The sequence below is a fragment of the Planktotalea sp. genome (assembly GCF_018607965.1).
Taxonomy (GTDB): Bacteria; Pseudomonadota; Alphaproteobacteria; order Rhodobacterales; family Rhodobacteraceae; genus Planktotalea.
In genome coordinates this window covers 1-19852 of record NZ_JABBAM010000033.1, presented here as the reverse complement: position 1 = coordinate 19852, position 19852 = coordinate 1, and the positions used below count along the sequence as shown (strand labels likewise).

General features: G+C 53.9%; 21 protein-coding genes. 15 read left to right on the top strand and 6 right to left on the bottom strand.

Annotated elements, in window-relative coordinates:
- Positions 1 to 4: 4 nt before the first annotated feature.
- Complete coding sequence (locus QZ279_RS02400; RefSeq protein ID WP_293447438.1) at positions 5 to 484, top strand: TspO/MBR family protein; 480 nt, start codon at positions 5 to 7, stop codon at positions 482 to 484.
- Here the strand turns inward: QZ279_RS02400 and crtC are convergent.
- Complete coding sequence (gene crtC / locus QZ279_RS02395) at positions 481 to 1299, bottom strand: carotenoid 1,2-hydratase (RefSeq protein WP_293447437.1); 819 nt, start codon at positions 1297 to 1299, stop codon at positions 481 to 483. The genes QZ279_RS02400 and crtC overlap by 4 nt on opposite strands.
- 92 nt (positions 1300 to 1391) lie before the next feature.
- Positions 1392 to 2885 (bottom strand): 1-hydroxycarotenoid 3,4-desaturase CrtD, encoded by a 1494-nt coding sequence (gene crtD, locus QZ279_RS02390; protein ID WP_293447435.1) that lies wholly within the window; start codon positions 2883 to 2885, stop codon positions 1392 to 1394.
- Positions 2886 to 3011: 126 nt separating this feature from the next.
- Between crtD and QZ279_RS02385 the strand changes: the two genes are divergently transcribed.
- From QZ279_RS02385 to dxs, 13 genes are all read left to right on the top strand, one after another.
- Positions 3012 to 3899 carry a polyprenyl synthetase family protein gene (locus QZ279_RS02385; protein ID WP_293447433.1) on the top strand — a complete coding sequence of 296 codons (888 nt, stop codon included), beginning with the start codon at positions 3012 to 3014 and terminating at the stop codon, positions 3897 to 3899.
- 9 nt (positions 3900 to 3908) lie between these two features.
- Positions 3909 to 5051, top strand: coding sequence for a methyltransferase (locus tag QZ279_RS02380; protein WP_293447461.1), 1143 nt, complete (start codon positions 3909 to 3911; stop codon positions 5049 to 5051).
- A gap of 112 nt (positions 5052 to 5163) precedes the next feature.
- Positions 5164 to 6105 (top strand): chlorophyll synthesis pathway protein BchC, encoded by a 942-nt coding sequence (gene bchC, locus QZ279_RS02375; RefSeq protein WP_293447430.1) that lies wholly within the window; start codon positions 5164 to 5166, stop codon positions 6103 to 6105.
- Positions 6102 to 7106, top strand: coding sequence for a chlorophyllide a reductase iron protein subunit X (locus QZ279_RS02370; protein WP_293447428.1), 1005 nt, complete (start codon positions 6102 to 6104; stop codon positions 7104 to 7106). Before bchC ends, QZ279_RS02370 begins: the two co-directional genes overlap by 4 nt.
- A 30-nt stretch (positions 7107 to 7136) precedes the next feature.
- Positions 7137 to 8759, top strand: coding sequence for a chlorophyllide a reductase subunit Y (bchY, locus tag QZ279_RS02365; RefSeq protein ID WP_293447425.1), 1623 nt, complete (start codon positions 7137 to 7139; stop codon positions 8757 to 8759).
- On the top strand, positions 8759 to 10219 hold the full coding sequence (gene bchZ, locus QZ279_RS02360) for a chlorophyllide a reductase subunit Z (protein ID WP_293447422.1): 1461 nt from the start codon (positions 8759 to 8761) through the stop codon (positions 10217 to 10219). Before bchY ends, bchZ begins: the two co-directional genes overlap by 1 nt.
- The gene (pufQ, locus tag QZ279_RS02355; protein WP_293447420.1) at positions 10216 to 10449 is read left to right on the top strand and encodes a cytochrome PufQ; all 234 of its coding nucleotides are present in this window, start codon (positions 10216 to 10218) and stop codon (positions 10447 to 10449) included. Before bchZ ends, pufQ begins: the two co-directional genes overlap by 4 nt.
- Before the next feature lie 142 nt (positions 10450 to 10591).
- Positions 10592 to 10750, top strand: a complete 159-nt coding sequence (gene pufB, locus QZ279_RS02350) for a light-harvesting antenna LH1, beta subunit (RefSeq protein WP_293447417.1) — start codon at positions 10592 to 10594, stop codon at positions 10748 to 10750.
- Positions 10751 to 10762: 12 nt separating this feature from the next.
- A complete protein-coding gene (gene pufA / locus QZ279_RS02345; RefSeq protein ID WP_293447414.1) occupies positions 10763 to 10927 on the top strand; it encodes a light-harvesting antenna LH1, alpha subunit in 165 nt (54 codons plus the stop codon).
- 118 nt (positions 10928 to 11045) lie between these two features.
- Positions 11046 to 11876, top strand: a complete 831-nt coding sequence (gene pufL, locus QZ279_RS02340; protein WP_293447411.1) for a photosynthetic reaction center subunit L — start codon at positions 11046 to 11048, stop codon at positions 11874 to 11876.
- Positions 11877 to 11890: 14 nt separating this feature from the next.
- Positions 11891 to 12820 carry a photosynthetic reaction center subunit M gene (gene pufM / locus QZ279_RS02335; RefSeq protein WP_293447409.1) on the top strand — a complete coding sequence of 310 codons (930 nt, stop codon included), beginning with the start codon at positions 11891 to 11893 and terminating at the stop codon, positions 12818 to 12820.
- 27 nt (positions 12821 to 12847) lie between these two features.
- Positions 12848 to 13090: an RC-LH1 core complex protein PufX gene (gene pufX, locus QZ279_RS02330; protein WP_293447408.1), complete on the top strand. Its 243-nt coding sequence runs from the start codon at positions 12848 to 12850 to the stop codon at positions 13088 to 13090.
- A gap of 221 nt (positions 13091 to 13311) precedes the next feature.
- Entirely contained in the window at positions 13312 to 15222 is a 1911-nt protein-coding gene (gene dxs, locus QZ279_RS02325; protein WP_293447406.1) for a 1-deoxy-D-xylulose-5-phosphate synthase, read from the top strand.
- Here dxs and idi read toward each other — a convergent pair whose 3' ends face one another.
- The 4 genes from idi to chlG are packed head-to-tail and all read right to left on the bottom strand — an operon-like array spanning position 15223 to position 19123.
- Positions 15223 to 15759: an isopentenyl-diphosphate Delta-isomerase gene (gene idi, locus QZ279_RS02320; RefSeq protein ID WP_293447404.1), complete on the bottom strand. Its 537-nt coding sequence runs from the start codon at positions 15757 to 15759 to the stop codon at positions 15223 to 15225. It lies immediately after the preceding gene.
- Entirely contained in the window at positions 15759 to 16937 is a 1179-nt protein-coding gene (locus QZ279_RS02315; protein ID WP_293447402.1) for a geranylgeranyl diphosphate reductase, read from the bottom strand. Before QZ279_RS02315 ends, idi begins: the two co-directional genes overlap by 1 nt.
- Before the next feature lie 3 nt (positions 16938 to 16940).
- Positions 16941 to 18227, bottom strand: a complete 1287-nt coding sequence (locus QZ279_RS02310; RefSeq protein ID WP_293447400.1) for a BCD family MFS transporter — start codon at positions 18225 to 18227, stop codon at positions 16941 to 16943.
- Positions 18224 to 19123: a chlorophyll synthase ChlG gene (chlG, locus tag QZ279_RS02305; protein WP_293447397.1), complete on the bottom strand. Its 900-nt coding sequence runs from the start codon at positions 19121 to 19123 to the stop codon at positions 18224 to 18226. The genes QZ279_RS02310 and chlG overlap by 4 nt, the downstream gene beginning before the upstream one ends.
- Positions 19124 to 19281: 158 nt before the next feature.
- Here chlG and QZ279_RS02300 point away from each other — a divergent pair, with 158 nt between their 5' ends.
- Positions 19282 to 19713 carry a cytochrome C gene (locus tag QZ279_RS02300; RefSeq protein ID WP_293447394.1) on the top strand — a complete coding sequence of 144 codons (432 nt, stop codon included), beginning with the start codon at positions 19282 to 19284 and terminating at the stop codon, positions 19711 to 19713.
- Positions 19714 to 19852: the final 139 nt, after the last annotated feature.

Genomic DNA, 19852 nt, shown 5'->3' with positions numbered 1-19852 from the left:
CCCAATGGATTATATGCTTTTCGCTATATTTCTCGCAGCTTGTTTTGGGGCCGGTGCCACGGGCATGCTGTTCCCTACAGGAACTTGGTATGAAAACCTGGATAAGCCGAATTGGACTCCACCCAACTGGATGTTCCCAATTATGTGGACGTCGATTTATCTACTGATTTCGTTCGCCGCTGCGCGTGTTGCAGGGCTAGAGGGCAGTGGGTACGCCATGGCATTTTGGGCCGCGCAGATCGCGTTCAATGCCCTTTGGACACCTACATTCTTTGGATTGCGCCGCATGAAAGGCGCGTTGCTTGTGATGTGTTGCCTATGGATTTCGGTCTTAGGCTGTTTCATCACACATTGGCAATTGGATTTCTGGGCCGGCCTTGCGATGCTGCCCTATCTGATCTGGGTCACGGTTGCGGGTATGCTGAATTACACCGTATGGCGCTTAAATCCCAACACGCCAATTCTTGATCTTACCAAGATTTAGAACGTCCAGTTCTTGCGCCGTGGCACGCGCACCGCAAGCATTGGTTTGAGCAACGGTTGTGCATATCTGTTAAGGTCAAGCGCCTCGTGCACGCCTTGCACAGCCTCGCCGTTGAGCTGTGTTTCCACAACTGAGCGCGAATAGAATGGTGCATCAAGCATCGCTTTGACTTGCTTTGGCGTCGTTCCAGCATCCGCGCGGGTTTCGCGGCGCAAGGCCCAAAGCGTGCGTTTAAAAGGTTCGGATTTCGGGGCGTCTACATGACGCGCCTCGCCGCTTGGTTCAAAGCTGATTGCTGTGTCCAATTTCGTGCTATCGCGCCGCACAGCATCGTAAAAACATGTGGCACCTGTTGCAGTCGGATAGCGCGCCCAAGTCCATGTGCTGAAATCGCTTTCCAAGGGGCGTGTGCCAAAGTTGGAATCGAAATAGCCATGGCCCTCGAACTGCCAACCTTTGGCTTCCAGATCGACAGAGATACGTGCAATGGGCGCGAAAGGGCGCCACACATGCGCACCGTCTGGCGTCAGCGGCAGCTCGATTGAGGTCACGGCGGACGGCGTCAAAGTGATCGTACCGCGCATCCGCGAGATTAGCGGAGGCGAGGAAACCTCGTCGATGTTGATCACCAATTCCTTGCCTCTCCAATTCAACGACGAAGGTCCAACTTGCAATGTATCTCCGGAACGACGCAGCGCAGAGCTGCCGCGATCGGTCATCGCAAAACGCCCACCCTTGCCATAGGTCGCCACGTTGATGCAGCAATTGTTCGTTGGATCATCGCGACCTGACCACGCATACCACGGTGAAAACACAGACCCGATAAATCCGATGACCGAGACCGCGCGCGTGCCGTCATCGCTGACACCGTCAATATACCACCAGGCATAGCCCCCCGCGGGAACATCTATATCGAAGTTAGGTCGCTCAAGATCGCCGCGACCGCGTGCGTGGCGGAAAGTGTCGCCATAGGGACGCCCGCGCCCGGGTGGGATCCGCCCCCCGTCAAGTACAAGCCCGTCACTGCCGTGCGTGCGGTCGGTCGTTTGAATGCCGCCATCATCCCATGTGGGGATCGCCCGTAAAGCGACCCGCCCGAGGCTGGAAACATCCGATTGAAGTCTTGCGGTAGCGTTACTGCGCTGGGCTGTGGAGTTGGCGAGAACGTCAGACCGAAGTGTTTGAGCCGGTCTAGGATCTGGGTTTGGCATTGCTGTCTCGCTTTCTCTAACTGCGCGGGGACTTGTGGGTCGGCTGGGTCAATAGGGGGGCTGTTTAGAATGATTTCAAAGCGCTCAAGCCCTACGGGAGCAGACCCCGCAAAGCGATCTTGTGCACAAATATAGAGCGTTGGATCTGTCTGGTGCTGACCTTTGGCAAGCGGGGCGTATTCGCGCTTTGGGTCGTCTGCAAAGAACACATTATGTGCGGAAAGCGGAATGCCGTCTGGTTTGGCTGCAAAGCTCATGACGCTTGCAGATAAACTGCGTGGATCTTGCATTGGAACGGCTGGTATTACTGCCGAACTTAGCAATCCACACTGCAAAGCAGCAGGATCGCCGTTGAATAGGACAGCGTCGACTGGAATACGCGCGGCCTCTGTGTGAACGGCGCAAACTGCGTCGCTCTTCATTTCAACACGTGTTACTTTTGCACCGTACTGGAACGCCGCGCCAAACTTTTTGGCACAGGACGCAATACTTAGAGCCAATTGATGCATCCCACCTTTGACATGCCACACGCCTTGATTTTCGGCGTTCCAAATTAAACTCAATAGCGCGGGAGAGGCATCAGGCACGCCGCCCACATAAGTCGCATAGCGAGCGAAAAGCTGGGCAAGTCGAGGTTCTGAAAACTTACGGTTCAATGATCTAGAGAGTGAACGCAAAGGGTCCATTGCAGGAATCAGTTTCGGGTTTTTGAGCACAAGGCGCGTTAAATCGGCTTGTGACGGTTCACTTGATTGCATCATGGGCGCGTCGAACGCGTCATAAAGCTGGCGCGCGCGATTCGAAAAGCTATCAAAGTCACGCGCTGCCTTTGTGCCGAACGCGGCTTGGACATTCGCGCGACTGACTTCTGGGTCCTGCATCAAATCCAATGTGGTCCCGTCAGGCCAAAAGTGGCGTGCTAAAATGTCTTGTGGGATCAGTGTCAGATGGTCTTCCAAGCACAGGCCAACATCGCTGAACAAGGTTTCAAACACGGGTTTTATGGTTAAAACCGTTGGACCTGCATCAATGGGGCCGGCATCACTGGGCACTATGCGCATCTTGCCACCGGCTGTGCCGTGCTGTTCAAATACTGTGACTTTCACACCTTGAAAGGCAAGCCGTAGTGCGGCTGCCAACCCCCCAATTCCAGCACCAACAATTGCAACGTGCAAAGGTTTGAGCGGCATTTTTGGTCTCCTTTTGCAAAGGTGTGGATTGACAGGCGGTGCAAATGTGTCCAGTTTAGTTTACATATGCAATGTCAGCAAGAATTTACATTCAAGTGACGTAAGATGGTTAACTGGGAGAACGCAATGGGCTTTGCCGATCGAATAGAGACTGCAATTTCCCGCGCGATCACCAAGGGGCAAACGGCACCGTCACCTGGTAAGTTGGCCTCTGCTTTGCACTACACTGTGACCCCAGGTGGTGCCCGTATTCGTCCGACGATCCTACTCAGCGTGGCGGCAGCCTGCGGCGATGACACCCCAAAATTGGCCGATTCAGCAGCGGCAGCATTAGAACTGATGCACTGCGCATCTTTGGTACACGATGATCTGCCCTGCTTTGATGATGCGGACACACGGCGGGGTAAACCCGCCGTACACCGCGCATTTGGCGAACCCCTCGCTGTTCTGACGGGGGATAGCCTGATCATCATGGCCTTCTCCATTCTCACAAATGCAGCCGCACTTAGCCCTGCGCGCGCGATAGATTTGCTGAAAGTCCTAGCTGAGCGTTCTGGCATGCCGAATGGCATTTGCGCTGGCCAAGGCTGGGAAAGCGAAGACATTGTTGATCTGTCGGCCTATCACCGTGCGAAAACAGGCGCGTTGTTTATTGCAGCTACTCAAATGGGTGCAATTTCTGCGGGTCAGGATGGCGAACAATGGGAAGAACTTGGGTCCCGCATTGGTGAAGCGTTTCAGGTCGCAGATGATTTGCGCGATGCGCTTTATGACGAAGAAACATTGGGCAAACCTGTGGGTCAGGACGATCTGCATGGGCGTCCCAATGCGGTCACAGAACATGGCGTGCATGGCGCGATTGAACGGATGCGCGATATTCTAAGCGGTGCGATTTCGTCGATCCCCAAATGTCCGGGTGAAGCGATGCTTGCCAAGATGGTAAACGCGCAGGCCGAAGTGTTGACGCCAATGAAATGGCGCGCAAGCAATCATAGCAAGATCGCGGGTGAATAGATGTCGGATATGCCTGTAGGCTTTGGTGTCGAACGAGATGCAAAGCCGCGTCGTTCCTTGGCTGGTTGGTCCGCTAAACTTATCGCATCAAGACGCTTTCAAAAATGGGCTGCGGGCTTTTGGCCAACGCGCAAGTTGGTGCGCCGCGAAGGCGAAGCGTTGTTTGATTTACTGTCAGGCTTTTGCCAATCCCAGGTCCTGATGGCGCTGGTGCAATTTGACATTCCAACCCTACTGTTGAACAAGCCGATGACAGTTGAGCAACTAGCCATCCGGTGCTCTGTTCCCCATGAGCGCATGATCATTCTGATGCGCGCTGCGCAGGCTTTGACGTTGGTGAAACGCAAGCGCAATGGATCGTTTGCTTTAACGCGTCGTGGTGCTGCCCTTGTTGGGGTTCCCGGTCTTGCGGCGATGATAAAACACCACGATATTTTATACCGTGACCTTGCCGATCCCGCCGCGTTCTTTCGTGGTGAAACCAAAACAGAGCTGGCAGATTTTTGGCCTTACGTGTTTGGCGGGGACATGGAATCGCAAGTCGCTGCGACCTATTCCGACCTCATGGCGCAAAGCCAAGAACTGGTGGTCGAGGATACGTTGCGCAGTGTTGATTTCAAAGGAATCGAGACGCTTTTGGATGTTGGCGGCGGCTCTGGTGCTTTCCTAAGTGCTGTTGGCCGTGCCGATCCCAAGCTGAACATGATGCTTTTTGATTTACCCGAAGTTGCACCCTCTGCGCGCCCACGATTCGAAAGTTTGGGCATGGCGCAGCGGGTTCAGATCAATTGTGGATCTTTTAAAACCGACCCTGTCCCAAAAGGCGCTGATGCGATCAGCCTTGTACGGGTTCTGTATGATCATAGTGACGAAACTGTTGCGCGTTTGCTTGCTAAATGTTGCGACGCTTTACCAATTGGTGGGCGACTTATTATCACTGAACCGATGTCAGGCGGGGCAACTCCAGAACGGGCAGGGGATGTGTACTTTTCGCTTTACACATTGGCGATGCAAACAGGCAAAGCGCGCTCTATCGAAGAAATCTCAACGCTTTGCATCGCTGCTGGCTTTGAAATTACCAAGACTCCCAAGTCATTACGCCCCTTTGTGACAAGCTGTTTGGAAGCGCGTCGGGTGAAGGGCAACAAATAGTGTCTAATTTAGTTGACAGTATGGTATGTCAGTTTTAACTTACAATTGAGACAAGCCGCTGCACCTTGAGTCTATGCTCAAACGTTCGGACCGGCAGGGAGGGAGACCCGCTTTGCAAACCGCAGCCGTTATACTAAAAGGTCCACGCGATCTTTGCTTGGACACGCTGGATGTCACGCCGCCAAACGCGGGTGATTTGGTTGTGCGAATCTCTCACTCAGGAATTTCGACTGGCACTGAAAAACTGTTCTGGTCCGGTGAAATGCCGCCCTTTCCTGGCATGGGCTATCCTTTGGTGCCCGGCTATGAGGCCACTGGCGAAGTCGTCGAGGCAGGCGCGGGAAGCATGTATAAGGCGGGTGATAGTGTCTTTGTACCGGGTGCAAATTGCTATGAAGATGCGTTTGGATTGTTTGGTGGCGCCGCACGGTTGCTGGTTAGCAAAGAAGAGCGCGTTACAAAGATTGATGCAGGCCTTGGCGCTGAGGGCGCTTTGCTGGCCTTGGCCGCGACTGCGCGTCACGCGATGGCGGGTCCACTGAAGGCAGTTCCTGATTTGATCGTTGGACATGGTGTTTTGGGTCGCTTGCTTGCACGCCTTACGGTTGCTGCTGGTGCGCCTGCGCCCACGGTTTGGGAAATTGATCCAACGCGGCGCACGGGTGCTGTTGGATATGACGTGATCGACCCCGAAACCGATACGCGCCGTGACTATACTTCTATTTACGACGCCTCTGGATCTGCCGCCATCTTGGGCGATTTGATCGGGCGTTTGGTCAAGGGTGGTGAAATCGTTTTGGCCGGATTTTACACTGACCCGATCAGCTTTGCTTTCCCACCTGCTTTCATGAAGGAAGCACGGTTTCGCGTCGCTGCTGAATGGACCCCTGATGACCTAACCGCCACACGCACGCTAGTTGAAAGCGGCGCGCTTAGCTTGGCGGGATTAATCACACACACCTCAAACGCGAGCGATGCACCGAGGGCTTATGAAACAGCCTTTAGCGATCCGTCGTGCTTGAAAATGATGTTAAACTGGAAGGAAATATCGTGAAAGACGAAGTGCCAAATCTGAAGGATTTTGACCAACGCTTGCGCGATGAAGCCGCAGTTGAGCCCTCTTTGGAGGTGCCTCAAGGCGAGCCGACCAGCAAAACCCAGATCATTGCGATCTATGGTAAGGGCGGCATTGGTAAGTCGTTCACGCTGGCCAACCTTAGCCACATGATGGCCGAGCAGGGCAAACGTGTTTTGCTGATCGGGTGTGATCCAAAATCTGATACGACGTCTTTGTTGTTCGGCGGTAAAGCCTGCCCAACGATCATTGAAACCTCTGGCAAGAAAAAGATTGCTGGCGAAGAGGTCAAGATTGGCGACGTTTGTTTCAAACGTGGCGGTGTATTCGCGATGGAACTTGGTGGCCCTGAAGTGGGCCGCGGCTGTGGTGGTCGTGGCATTATTCACGGCTTCGAGCTGCTTGAAAAATTAGGCTTCCATGATTGGGATTTTGATTATGTCTTGCTCGACTTCCTTGGTGACGTTGTTTGCGGCGGTTTCGGCCTGCCGATCGCACGTGACATGGCGCAAAAGGTTATTCTGGTCGCGTCCAACGATTTACAGTCGCTTTATGTGGCCAACAACGTGTGTTCTGCCGTCGAATATTTCCGCAAACTAGGCGGTAACGTTGGTGTCGCGGGCCTTGTGATCAACAAAGACGATGGTTCTGGAGAGGCGCAAGCCTTTGCCGAAGCGGTCGACATTCCTGTTCTTGCCTCGATCCCGCAAGACGATGATTTGCGCAAGAAATCTGCCAACTATCAGATTGTTGGCACGTCCGAATCCAAGTGGGGCAGCCTGTTCGGCGCGCTCGGCGATGCGGTTGGCATTGCGCCGCCTGTGCGTCCAGCGCCGCTGGATCAGGACGGTTTGCTTGGTCTGTTTGATGCCAAGGACACGGGCGGTGATTATACGCTGGTGCCCGCGACTGACTTGGACATGCGCGGTAAAAAGGCCAAGCCACGTGCCAGCCTTGAAGTGGTGTATGACAATGTCTGATCCACAGCTTCACATAAGCGGAGCTATATCATGAGTCATGATGGTGGGTTCGAGGTCGGGTATGACGCCGACGGCAAATTGCAGATCACTGAGGCTAGCGCACCTGCTGCGCCTGAGATGATGATCGACGTTTCCAAAATTCCGGAACTTACCAAGAAAGCTTTGCAGGACGTTGCAGTTGAGGGCGGCTGTACAGCTGGCATCGGCGCGATGGATGCAGCGGCGCGTGCTGCTGGAAAATCCGAAATTTTGGATCAATACGCGGCTGACTATCCCCAAGGCCCACACGATAAACCTCAAAGCATGTGTCCCGCATTCGGTTCCTTGCGCGTTGGTTTGCGGATGAAGCGCACGGCGACGATTCTAAGTGGGTCGGCTTGTTGCGTCTATGGTCTGACGTTCGTGTCCCATTTTTACGGTGCACGCCGTTCCGTTGGGTATGTCCCGTTCAATTCGGAAACCTTGGTCACGGGCAAGCTGTTCGAAGACATCCGTGAAGCCGTGCATGATATCGCTGATCCAGAAAAGCTGGACGCGGTTATTGTGACGAACCTTTGCGTTCCCACAGCGTCCGGCGTGCCTTTGCGCTTGCTACCAGAAGAGATTAACGGCGTACGGATCGTTGGCATTGATGTACCCGGTTTCGGTATTCCAACCCACGCAGAGGCCAAGGACGTTTTGGCTGGCGCGATGTTGAATTACGCCCGTAAAGAGATCGAAGCAGGCCCGGTTCCTATGCCAGCCAGCGGTAAGTCAGATCGCCCGACGGTTAGTCTATTGGGCGAAATGTTCCCCGCCGATCCGATGGTCATCGGCCAGATGCTAGCACCCCTTGGTTTGGCTGCTGGCCCAGTCGTTCCATGTCGTGAATGGCGTGAACTTTACGCAGCACTTGATTGCGGCGCCGTCGCTGCGATCCATCCGTTCTACACTGCGGCTGTGCGTGAATTTGAGGCAGCGGGTCGTCCCGTTGTTGGCTCTGCTCCCGTTGGTCACGACGGTACGCGCGATTGGCTCAAGGCGATTGGCGATACGTTCAATATCCCAGCCGATCAAATCGCAGCTGCACAAAACCAATTCCTACCGTTGATCAAGGATGCACTTGCTGCCAAGCCGATCAACGGCACAATCACGCTATCTGGCTACGAGGGCAGTGAACTTTTGGTCGCGCGTTTGTTGATCGAAAGCGGTGCGAATATTCCATACGTCGGCACGGCCTGCGCCAAATCCCCATGGTCCGCTCATGATGCGGCGTGGCTTGAGGACAAAGGTGTTAAGGTTAAATTCCGCGCGTCGTTAGAGGACGATTGCGCCGCGATGGAAGCGATCCGCCCTGATCTGGCAATCGGCACAACGCCTGTTGTTCAAAAGGGCAAAGAGCTGGGTATCCCATCGCTTTACTTCACCAATCTGATTTCTGCGCGCCCCCTTATGGGTGTCGCAGGTGCTGGATCCTTGGCCGAGGTTGTAAATGCGGCGATGGGTAACAAGGAACGCATGGCGCATATGCGCGAATTCTTTGAAGGCGTCGGCCACGGCGACACAGCCGGTGTTTGGGAAAAATCCCCGAACTTACACCCGACGTTCCGCGCAACGAATCAAAAGAAACTTGAACGCGCTGCCAAAGCCGCCAAAGCGCAGGAGATGATCTGATGCTAGTCCAAGATCACGACCGCGCGGGCGGATACTGGGGTGCGATCTATGCCTTCTGCGCCGTCAAAGGTTTGCAATGTGTGATCGACGGCCCAGTTGGCTGTGAGAACCTGCCAGTCACATCCGTTTTGCACTACACCGACGGCTTGCCACCCCATGAATTGCCAATCGTCGTAACCGGCCTTGGCGAAGAGGAAATGGGCAGCGGCACGGAAGAGTCGATGAAACGCGCGTGGGAAGTGCTCGATCCAGCGTTGCCTGCGGTTGTTGTCACAGGGTCCATTGCGGAAATGATTGGCGGTGGGGTCACGCCGATGGGCACCAACATCCAACGCTTTTTGCCGCGCACGATTGATGAAGATCAATGGGAAGCCGCAGATCGCGCAATGACATGGATCTTTACAGAATTTGGCATGACCAAGGGCCGTATGCCGCCTGAGAAAAAGTGCGAAGAGGGTGCCGTGCCCCGCGTGAATATCCTTGGGCCGATGTATGGCACGTTTAATATGCCCTCCGATCTGGCGGAAATTCGACGCCTTGTTGAGGGCATCGGCGCGGACGTGAATATGGTGATGCCGCTTGGCGCGCATGTTGCGGAAATGCGCGGACTTGTGAATGCGGATGTGAACATCTGTATGTATCGTGAATTTGGGCGTGGTCTGTGCGAAGTGCTGAACAAGCCCTATTTGCAAGCGCCTATCGGTATCGAATCCACCACGAAATTTCTACGTACTTTGGGCGAAATGCTGGACCTTGATCCAGAGCCGTTCATCGAGCAGGAAAAGCACTCCACCATCAAACCCGTTTGGGATTTATGGCGCTCTGTGACGCAAGACTTCTTTGCAACCGCGTCCTTCGCGATTGTTGCCAATGAAACTTACACGCGTGGCATTCAGAATTATCTTGAGAAAGATCTTGGTCTGCCGTGTGCTTTCGCAGTTGCGCGCCTTCGTGGAAAGAAAACCGACAACGACGATGTGCGCGAAATGATGCACACGAAAAAACCGTTGATCGTTTTGGGCTCCATCAATGAAAAGATGTACTTGGCTGAAATGAAAGCGGGCTTTGGTCCGGCCCCCAGTTTCATTCCCGCGTCTTTCCCCGGTGCTGCTATTCGGCGCGCGACGGGAACACCGTTCATGGGTTACGCGGGCGCGACGTATCTGTTGCAAGAAGTGTGCAACAGTCTGTTTGACGCGCTGTTTCATATCTTGCCGCTTGCGACCGAGATGGACGCGACACCTGCAACGCCAACATCGCTGCGCCGTGATTTCCCTTGGGACACGGACGCGCAAACACGGCTGGACGAGATCGTCGCCAGCCATCCCATTTTAACTAGAATTTCCGCAGCCAAAACATTGCGAGACGCCGCCGAAAAGCGCGCGCTTGAGCATGGGGCAGAGCGGGTTTTTCTGGAGATCGTTGAAGGTCTTCAGCCAGCTTCGGGAGGAGCCAAATGACTGACTTTACAAACAACTCAAACGAGATGTCCGAAAGCGGCAAACGTAACCAACCCTCCACCAGTGAATACCGCGTCTATTTCGCGCTGATCCTGTTGGCAGCGTTGCCGATCTGTACGTTGATCTGGACATATTCCTTGGTACGCCACATCGCGTTGCCCGCCAAAGGACCTCTTTCAATGGCTTGGAGCGAAGCGCGCACAATTACGCCGCGCATCTTCTGGGCCTAACACCATCCCCCGCGTGAAAGCGTGGGGGTAACTAAATCCGCATTTCCCCACTGGGGTAGTGGATCAAGGCAGGGGATGAACCCTTGTCACACCCCAGTCGCGGGGGTTGCGCGGCGTCGGTACATATTTTCAGGAGAAAAAAATGGCTGATAAAAATGACCTAAGTTTTACAGGTCTCACAGACGAACAAGCGCAGGAATTGCACTCTGTTTACATGAGCGGGTTAATGATCTTCACGACCATCGCCGTTATCGCTCACGTACTGACGTACATCAAACTGCCCTGGTTCGCCTGGGGCTAAGGAGAACATCACATGGCTCAGTTTTACAAAATCTGGCTGATTTTCGACCCGCGTCGCGTTTTCGTGGCACAGGGTGTGTTCCTCTTTTTGCTAGCAGCGATGATTCATCTCGTTCTGCTTAGCAATCCAGAGACTAACTGGTTCGATCGCGCATTCAGCGCATCTGCCGGCGAATAACTCAGCACTTTCAAAGATAGCTATGGGCGGGGCCAAACCGTCCCGCCCATAGCAAACACATCTGAAAATTATACGTGCACACGCCAATTCAGGCGTTGGTGTGAGAAGGAGAAAGAAGATGGCACAGCTCAGCTTCGAAAAGAAATACCGCGTCCGAGGTGGGACGCTGGTGGGTGGTGATCTATTCGATTTCTGGGTGGGTCCCTTCTATGTTGGCTTTTTTGGTGTCACGACGATCTTTTTCGCCGCACTTGGCACACTCATGATTTTATACGGTGCCGCGCTTGGCGACACTTGGAACCCTTGGTTGATCTCAATTGATCCACCCGCGTTAGACGTAGGTTTAGGCGCTGCACCTTTGGCTGAGGGCGGTTTGTGGCAGATCATCACGTTCTGCGCGACGTTCGCCTTTCTCAGCTGGATGATGCGCGAAGTCGAAATCGCACGGAAACTTGGCATGGGCTATCACGTGCCCTTCGCGTTTGGCGTTGCTATTCTTGCCTATGTCACGCTGGTTATCATTCGCCCTGTTTTGCTGGGCGCTTGGGGGCACGGCTTTCCTTACGGCATTTTCAGCCATCTCGATTGGGTGAATAACGTCGGCTACGCTTACGGTAATTTCCATTACAACCCTGCACATATGGTCGCGATCACGTTCTTCTTTACAACGTGTTTTGCACTGGCCTTGCACGGTTCATTGGTTTTGTCGGCAGTCAATCCGGGCAAAGGCAAACAGATTGCCACGCCTGACCACGAAGACACGTATTTCCGCGATCTGATCGGTTACTCCATCGGGCCATTGGGCATCCACCGTTTAGGCCTGTTCTTGGCACTGAACGCTGTGATTTGGAGCGCCATCTGTATCGTTATCTCAGGAACCATCTGGTTCGACAGCTGGAGCAGCTGGTGGGATTGGTACGCTGAATTGCCCTGGTGGGCGGATCTGTAGGAGAGGAATGAAAAATGGCTGAATATCAAAATATCTTCACGCAGGTTCAGGTTCAGGGCCCCCCGGAAATGGGTATGGATCCCACAGGTGGATCAATTGAGCGCGACCGGACAAATTCCGCGAGCTTCTCAACCCTCCTTGGACTTTTTGGAAACGCCCAGCTTGGGCCGATCTATCTGGGAACTTTTGGTGTCATCTCTCTTGCGACCGGTTTGATCTGGTTCATGATGGTTGGCATCGATTTTTGGGCACAGGTGGATTATTCCCCAGCGTTGTTCCTGAAAGAGCTGTTCTGGCTGTCCCTTGAACCACCATCTGAAGAATATGGATTGGGAATGGCACCGCTAGACGAGGGCGGATGGTGGCTAATTTCATCGTTCTTCCTGCTGATCTCGGTGCTTGCATGGTGGGTCAGAACCTACCTGCGCGCTGAAGAGTTGGGCATGGGTAAGCACGTTGCTTGGGCCTTTGCCTCTGCAATCTGGCTGTTCCTCGTTCTGGGCCTTATCCGCCCGATCATGATGGGCTCTTGGGCAGAAGCGGTTCCCTACGGTGTGTTCTCGCACCTTGATTGGACGAACCTGTTTTCACTGACCTATGGCAACTTGTTCTATAATCCCTTCCACGCTCTTTCGATCGCGTTCCTTTATGGCTCTGCACTGCTCTTTGCGATGCACGGCGCAACGATCCTTGCCGTGTCGCGCTACGGCGGTGAGCGTGAGATTGAACAGATCGTTGATCGCGGAACGGCTTCTGAACGTGCGGCTTTGTTCTGGCGCTGGACCATGGGTTTCAACGCTACGATGGAAGGTATTCACCGCTGGGCTTGGTGGTTTGCGGTTCTCACTCCGCTGACTGGCGGCATCGGCATCCTGCTCACTGGAACTGTTGTCGAAAACTGGTTCGTCTGGGCACAGCTACATGGGTACGCGCCGCTTGATTAAGCGCCGCAGCCTCACAGAAGGAATGTGATGATGAGTGATAATGACGACTACCTCAGAACAGGTGCGAACCGTAATTTTCGACTAAGCGCCGATGTTCTGGGGCTAATGCTAAAGGGTGCAAGCTACGCCGCAGTGTTTTGCCTTGTGATCTGGCTTTCGATTACTGCGATTTATTGGGTAGGCGGACTGCTTCCTGATGAATCTCGCGAAACAGAAGATCCAACACCCTTTTCGTTTATCCTGAACGATCACGAGATCAAGCAGGTTTAAGATTTGCGACGCGGCCCAGACTTGGCCGTGACGCCCACTAGTTTCGGATATTTAGTCCCTTAGATATCCGGAAATCGTCAGGATCTCGACGTCCTGACAGCTCCTGTTGGCTACGGGAGACAGATGCCGCCAGACCTTCCCGTTTGCGTCATCTGTTCCCGAGCCAACAGGCCTAGCCACAAACGTCGAGATTTTCTGAACGTCGAGAAAAGGCCGTTGATATGACACGCCCGAATACCCCAATTTTAGATAAGATTGCTGCCCCGTCCGATATGAAAGGGCTCAGTAATTCCGAACTTTCTTGTCTTGCTGACGAGTTGCGCAGCGAAGTTGTGCAGGCCGTGTCCCAAACGGGTGGCCATCTTGGATCTTCCCTTGGTGTGGTTGAGTTGACCGTTGCATTGCACGCGGTTTTTGACACGCCGCGCGACAAGCTGATCTGGGATGTCGGCCACCAATGCTATCCGCACAAAGTGCTGACAGGACGGCGCGAACGCATGAAAACCTTGCGCCAAGAGGATGGGATTTCAGGGTTTACCAAGCGCTCAGAATCCGAATTTGACCCCTTTGGTGCTGCACATTCCTCAACCTCTATTTCAGCCGCTCTAGGGTTCACAGTCGCACGCGATATGGGCGAACCGACAGGCGACGCTGTTGCGATTATTGGCGACGGTTCCATTAGCGCAGGCATGGCTTACGAGGCGATGAACAACGCAGGTGCCGAGGGGCGCCGCATGTTCGTTATCCTGAATGACAACGAGATGAGCATCGCACCCCCTGTAGGGGCCATGTCTAAATACATGTCTGGCCTAAGTGCTGCACCTTTGGAAACGCTGCACAGCTTGGGCAAAGAATTTGAAGCGGCCCTCCCAGGTCCTTTGCGCGATCATGCACGTCGTGCACGCCAGTTGGTGACGGGGGCGACAGGATCAAGCGGAACACTGTTTGAAGAGTTGGGTTTTGAGTACATCGGCCCAATCAATGGCCACGATATGGACCAACTTTTGTCGGTCCTTAGATCCGCACGCACCCGCGCGACGGGGCCGGTTTTGATCCACTGTTGCACTGTGAAAGGCAAAGGATATGCGCCTGCGGAAAATTCTATGGACAAGTATCATGGCGTGTCCAAGTTTGATGTTGCCAGCGGTACGCAATCCAAAAGCATCGCCAATGCGCCGAGCTATACAAAGGTCTTTGGCCAAGCTTTGAGCAAACTAGCTGAAACAGATTCAAAGATTGTTGGTATAACCGCGGCCATGCCCGGTGGCACAGGCATGGATATTTTCGCGAACCAATTTCCTAAACGCATGTTTGATGTGGGCATCGCAGAACAACACGGTGTGACGTTTGCTGCTGGTATGGCTGCAGGGGGTCTAAAACCGTTCTGCGCCATCTATTCTACATTCCTGCAACGCGGCTACGATCAAATCGTGCATGACGTTGCTTTGCAGAATCTTCCTGTGCGTTTCGCAATTGATCGTGCGGGACTTGTGGGTGCAGACGGTGCCACCCATGCGGGCGCGTTTGACATTGGATACCTTTGCGCCTTGCCTAATATGACCGTGATGGCTGCTTCTGACGAGGCCGAATTAGTCCACATGGTCGCCACAGCGGTCGCCCACGATTCTGGCCCCATCGCGTTCCGTTATCCGCGCGGCACGGGAACGGGCGTTGAAATGCCCGAGGTCGGCAACGTGCTGGAAATCGGGAAAGGCCGCATCGTGCGGGAAGGAACCGACGTCGCGATTTTGTCCTTGGGCGCACACATGAGCGAATGTTTGAAAGCGGCAGATCTGATAGAGGCGCAAGGCATATCCGTGACCGTTGCGGATGCACGATTTGCCAAACCGCTGGATCGCGCGCTGTTGCGCCAACTTGTGAAAAACCACAAGGCCCTGATCACAGTCGAGCAGGGGTCCTTAGGCGGATTTGGTGCGATGGTATTGCAAGACCTTGCGCAAGATGGATCGCTTGATGGGGATATTGCTGTGCGTACAATGACGTTGCCAGATCGCTTTGTTGATCAAGCCGCACCTGATGCAATGTATGCAGATGCGGGGTTAACCGCGACGGATATCGCGGCAACTGCGCTGCAAGCGGCCAATGTAACAATGAAGGTTTTGAGCGTCTGATTAGGCGTCGCTCAACGCTATTTCTCCGAAAATCATATCACTGTGCTGCGCCATATAAATGCGCAACCAAGGGGTGTAGGCGTCTGGATTAATTTCTAACTCGTGGCGCAGGGCTTGCTGCGAAATCCACTTGGTCGCCATGACTTCATCAGGGTTTGGAATGAACTGCAGGTCACGTGACGTGGTCGCTATGAATACCTCAACAACTTCATGCTCGATCAGGCCATTGCCCACACCTGCGCGGTATTCAACTTGGCCACGATAATCCAAGTCTAGGCCAGTGATTCCAAGCTCTTCATCCGTGCGCCGCATGGCGCAATGTAGCGGGTCTTCGTCCCAGTCAGGATGAGTGCAGCACGTGTTCGCCCAAAGGCCAGGGGTATGATATTTTCCGAGCGCACGTTGTTGGATCAGGATGTCATCACCACACGTCACGAACACGGAAATCGCTTTGTGACGCAGCCCACGTTGATGGGCTGCCAGTTTCTCAACAGGTTGTAATTCCTCACCAACCCACGCAGGAATCATGATCGTCATTAGACCCGTGTCTCCGAAATGATCCGCGTCAGATGCGCGAGGTTTTTCATACCGATTTTCAGATGTGCCATAGGCCGCGCTTTGACGAGGCGCTTATTCATGTAGGCCTCAAACGTCAGTTTCTGCACGTCAATATCGTGACACAACGATACGAAACGCTCGCGGCGTTCATCGCTGCGATAATATGCGTTTTGCATCGCGCCCAGCACTTTGAAGACGCTTTTGTGTTCGCGCATGAACAGTTTACGCGCAAGTTGCAGGTTCTTGGCACGTCCCGTTTCCAGGCACGCGCTGGCTGCAGTCGCTGCAACGAGGCCCCCGACCATTGCATAATAAATACCCTCACCCGAGGACGGGGCAACGACGCCAGCAGCATCACCCGCCAACACAACATCCACACCATTGTCCCAGCGATCCATTGGGCGCAGCGGTATTGGCGCGCCTTCGCGGCGCAGTGTTTTGCAATTTTCCAAACCCGCAGAGGCACGCAAATCAGCGGTCGCTTTTTTCAGATCAACCCCTTCAATACCGGTTCCCATTCCAACGCTCGCAGAGGCACCGTGTGGAAAGATCCATCCATAAAAATCGGGGGAAATCGCGCCGTCATAGATCACATCACACCGTTTGGGATCATAATTGGGTCCCGCTTTGGGTGCTTCGATAATTTCGTGGTAAGCAATGACATAGGGGATCTTATCGCCACCGGGTACTTCGGCCTTGGCAACTTTTGAACGCGCACCGTCCGCGCCGATGATAAGCTTGGTGGCTAGTTCGACTTCGTTGCCGGATTCTTTGTCGCGATACACAACATGTGTGCCTTCACCGTCGCGTTTGATTCTCAAGAATGTGCCCGTGAAACACTGCGCGCCAGCCTCGATGGCGCGCGCCCGTAGGAAAGGATCGAAATCCTTGCGATCCACCATGCCGACAAAGCCATCCTCGATCGGGATATCAACCTTACGCTGCGTTGGGGACACCATGCGCGCGGTTTTGATGCGCGCGATGATTTGACTGTCGGGAATATAGAAATCTTCGATCAAACGGGGAGGGATCGCGCCGCCGCAGGGTTTGATCCGTCCATCGCGATCAATCATCGCAACCTTGCGACCCAAACGCGCCAAATCTTCCGCAGCCGTAGCACCAGATGGGCCACCTCCAATAACAACAACATCAAACATTGCTTATTCTCCCGGGATCATAGACGCGACCACTGGAGCCTGCGTGTTTTCCATTACGCGCGCAGCCATCATAGCAGCGGCGAGAAATAATAGGGCTTCGAACGCGAAAACGGTGCCAAAGGCGGGGCCGTCTGGTGCAAATGTGCGCATGACGTCGACAAGTAACGCGCCAGTCAGTCCGCCGAATCCAGCGGCAATTGCTTGTGCTGCGCCCCAAATGCCCATGCGTGTACCTTCGCGTTGGCCACGTCCTTCAGAGGCAAGCGCCATCATCGCGCCAATCGCGGCAACCGCGAACATTCCGTTGAAGAAACCAAGTGCGACAACAAGGTAGCTAAAGTTCAGACCTGTGTAGGCGAACCCCGTCATGCAAATCAGCCCAAGGATAATGCAGGACCCGATGCAGCCAGAGATTACCCAAGTGCGCAATTGGCCGATCTTCAACCCCGTCGCAACGATACCAACGGTTAGCATTCCAAGAAACACGCCCCCGTTTTGCGCGCCGCTGAGCGCAGTAGATTCACCGGGTGTGAAGTTGAAGACCAGACCTGCATAGGGTTCCAAGATCAGCTCTTGCATAAAGTATGCGTTCATCGACAGGAACACGAACAGCGTGAAATTGCGTGTTTTCGGCTCTGCCCAAATTGCGCGCATGCCGTCCATGAAGGGGATGTCTGCCTCCGGCCTCATCGCCGTCACGCGGCCCTCGATCCGCCCAATCGCAACGATAGTCAGTAAGGTTGCAGCCGTGACGACCACAGCAACAACACTCAAAAGACGTGTAGGGGAATAGGGATCAAGGTAACTACCCGCAAGACCCGCCGTCAAAGCGATGCCGAAGATCATCATCAGCCATGTAATAGTTGCCGCAGCTGCACGTCGATGCGGTGCGGTCGCAGTTGCGAGCAAGGCCAAAAGGGACGTTCCTGAAGCCCCGACACCGATCCCAATCAATGCATAAGCGACAATAGAAAAGCTAAGTGCGAGCCAATAGCTTTGCGCGAAAAGCGTGACAGCATAGGCAGCTCCCATGCCGCCTGCGGCAAGAATAAACATACCGCCAATGATCCAACGCGTGCGATTGCCGCCTGTGTCGGAGGTATATCCCCAATGTGGACGCGAAAGCTGAATGCCATAGTGCAAACCGACCAGTACACCGGGTAACAGTGCGGGTAGCGAAAACTCAACAACCATTAGACGGTTCAGCGTAGACGTCGTTAAAACAACGATTGCGCCAAGGGCCATTTGCACAAGGCCAAGGCGCATAATTTGTGTCCAAGAAAGCGTCATGCCAAGGTCCTTAATGCGAAGGCTGCGATCATCATGCCGGACACGTACATCGTAACGCCTGTCCCATTATACCAAGGCGCGCGGCCTTTCGGATCGCTGAGGAGGATGGTCATTGCCCAGCCTTGCGCCGCCACAAGGACCGCGATTGCGAGAGCATAGAAAGGTTTGTCCCAAGAGATCAGCAATGCGATAACGGCGACTTGAGGCAGGGCCATGATCCAGCAAGCAACGCGTGCTGCGCGTTCGGGGCCTAGCGTGACGGGCAGAGAATTGACCCCCGTTTGGCGGTCGCCCTCAAGCGCTTTGAAGTCGTTCAATGTCATGATGCCGTGGGCACCAATCGCATACAAAGCTGCGACACTGATGATCGACCAAGATGGCGCACCAAGTGAGAGCACTGCAGCACCTGTGAACCAAGGAAGGCCCTCGTAGCAAAGACCAACAAGTCCGGGACCCCACCAGCCAGATTTTTTCAAACGGACAGGCTCGGCTGAATACGCCCAAGCGGCCAGCACACCAAACACGGTTGCTCCAAAACCCCAAGGGCCAAGCTGCGCACCAACTATTAAGGACAAAACAGACATCGCGAGTGCAATCCATAGCCCCCATTTCCCTGGGATACGTCCAGAGGGAATGGGCCTGTCTGGTTCGTTGATTGCATCTACGTGGCGATCACACCAGTCATTGGCTGCTTGACTCATTCCGCACACGATTGGCCCAGCCAATATGACGCCTAAAAGGACCAAAGCCCATTGACCGCTTGGTGCGATGCCCGAAGAAACAACACCACATAAGTAGGCCCACATCGGTGGAAACCACGTTATAGGTTTGATCAGGCGAAGCGTTGCCGCAGGCTCAGGCACGCGCCGTGATGAGTAGGTGGTTGAATCGATCATAGTGTAAGTGTAGCGTTACACTTAATGAGTCATCAAGTGTAAAGTTTGATTGACAGTTACGATCAATTAGTGGTGATTTCTTAAGAAAGACGGCCTAGCCACTTTACCATGGCGTATTGCGCGCTAGAGTCATTTCCGGAAGCACAGGAGAAAACGATATGAAAAAGTTAATTGCGACAACACTGGGCGTCTGCCTAGCTGCGGCACCCCTTTTCGCAGGCGGTCACGCATCCGGCGATGCGGAAGCTGGTGAAAATGTAATGAAGAAGTGCAAAGCTTGCCACATGATCGTTTCCGACGATGATACGGTGATCTTCAAGGGCGGCAAAACTGGCCCAAATTTATTCGGATTGAACGAACGCCAAGCTGGATCCCTTGAGGGCTATAAATATGGCAAGTCTATAGTGGCCGCGGGCGAAGCAGGTCTTGTCTGGAATGAGGCTGACTTTGTTAATTATGTTGCCGATCCAAAGGCTTTCTTGCGTGAAACGCTGGATGACAAAAAGGCTAAATCCAAGATGGCGTTCAAGCTGAAAGATGCTGAAGATGCAGCAAACGTTTGGGCCTTTATTGTTTCAGCCGCAGAATAAAGCGACAGAGCGTCGTAAATGTAAAAGGCCCGCCACAACTGGTGGGCCTTTTTTTCTTTTACGCTTTAAGATGTGTGCGAACGCACCGTATCGATCATGAGTTTCACATTTTCTGGGTTGGCGTCTGGTGTGATTCCGT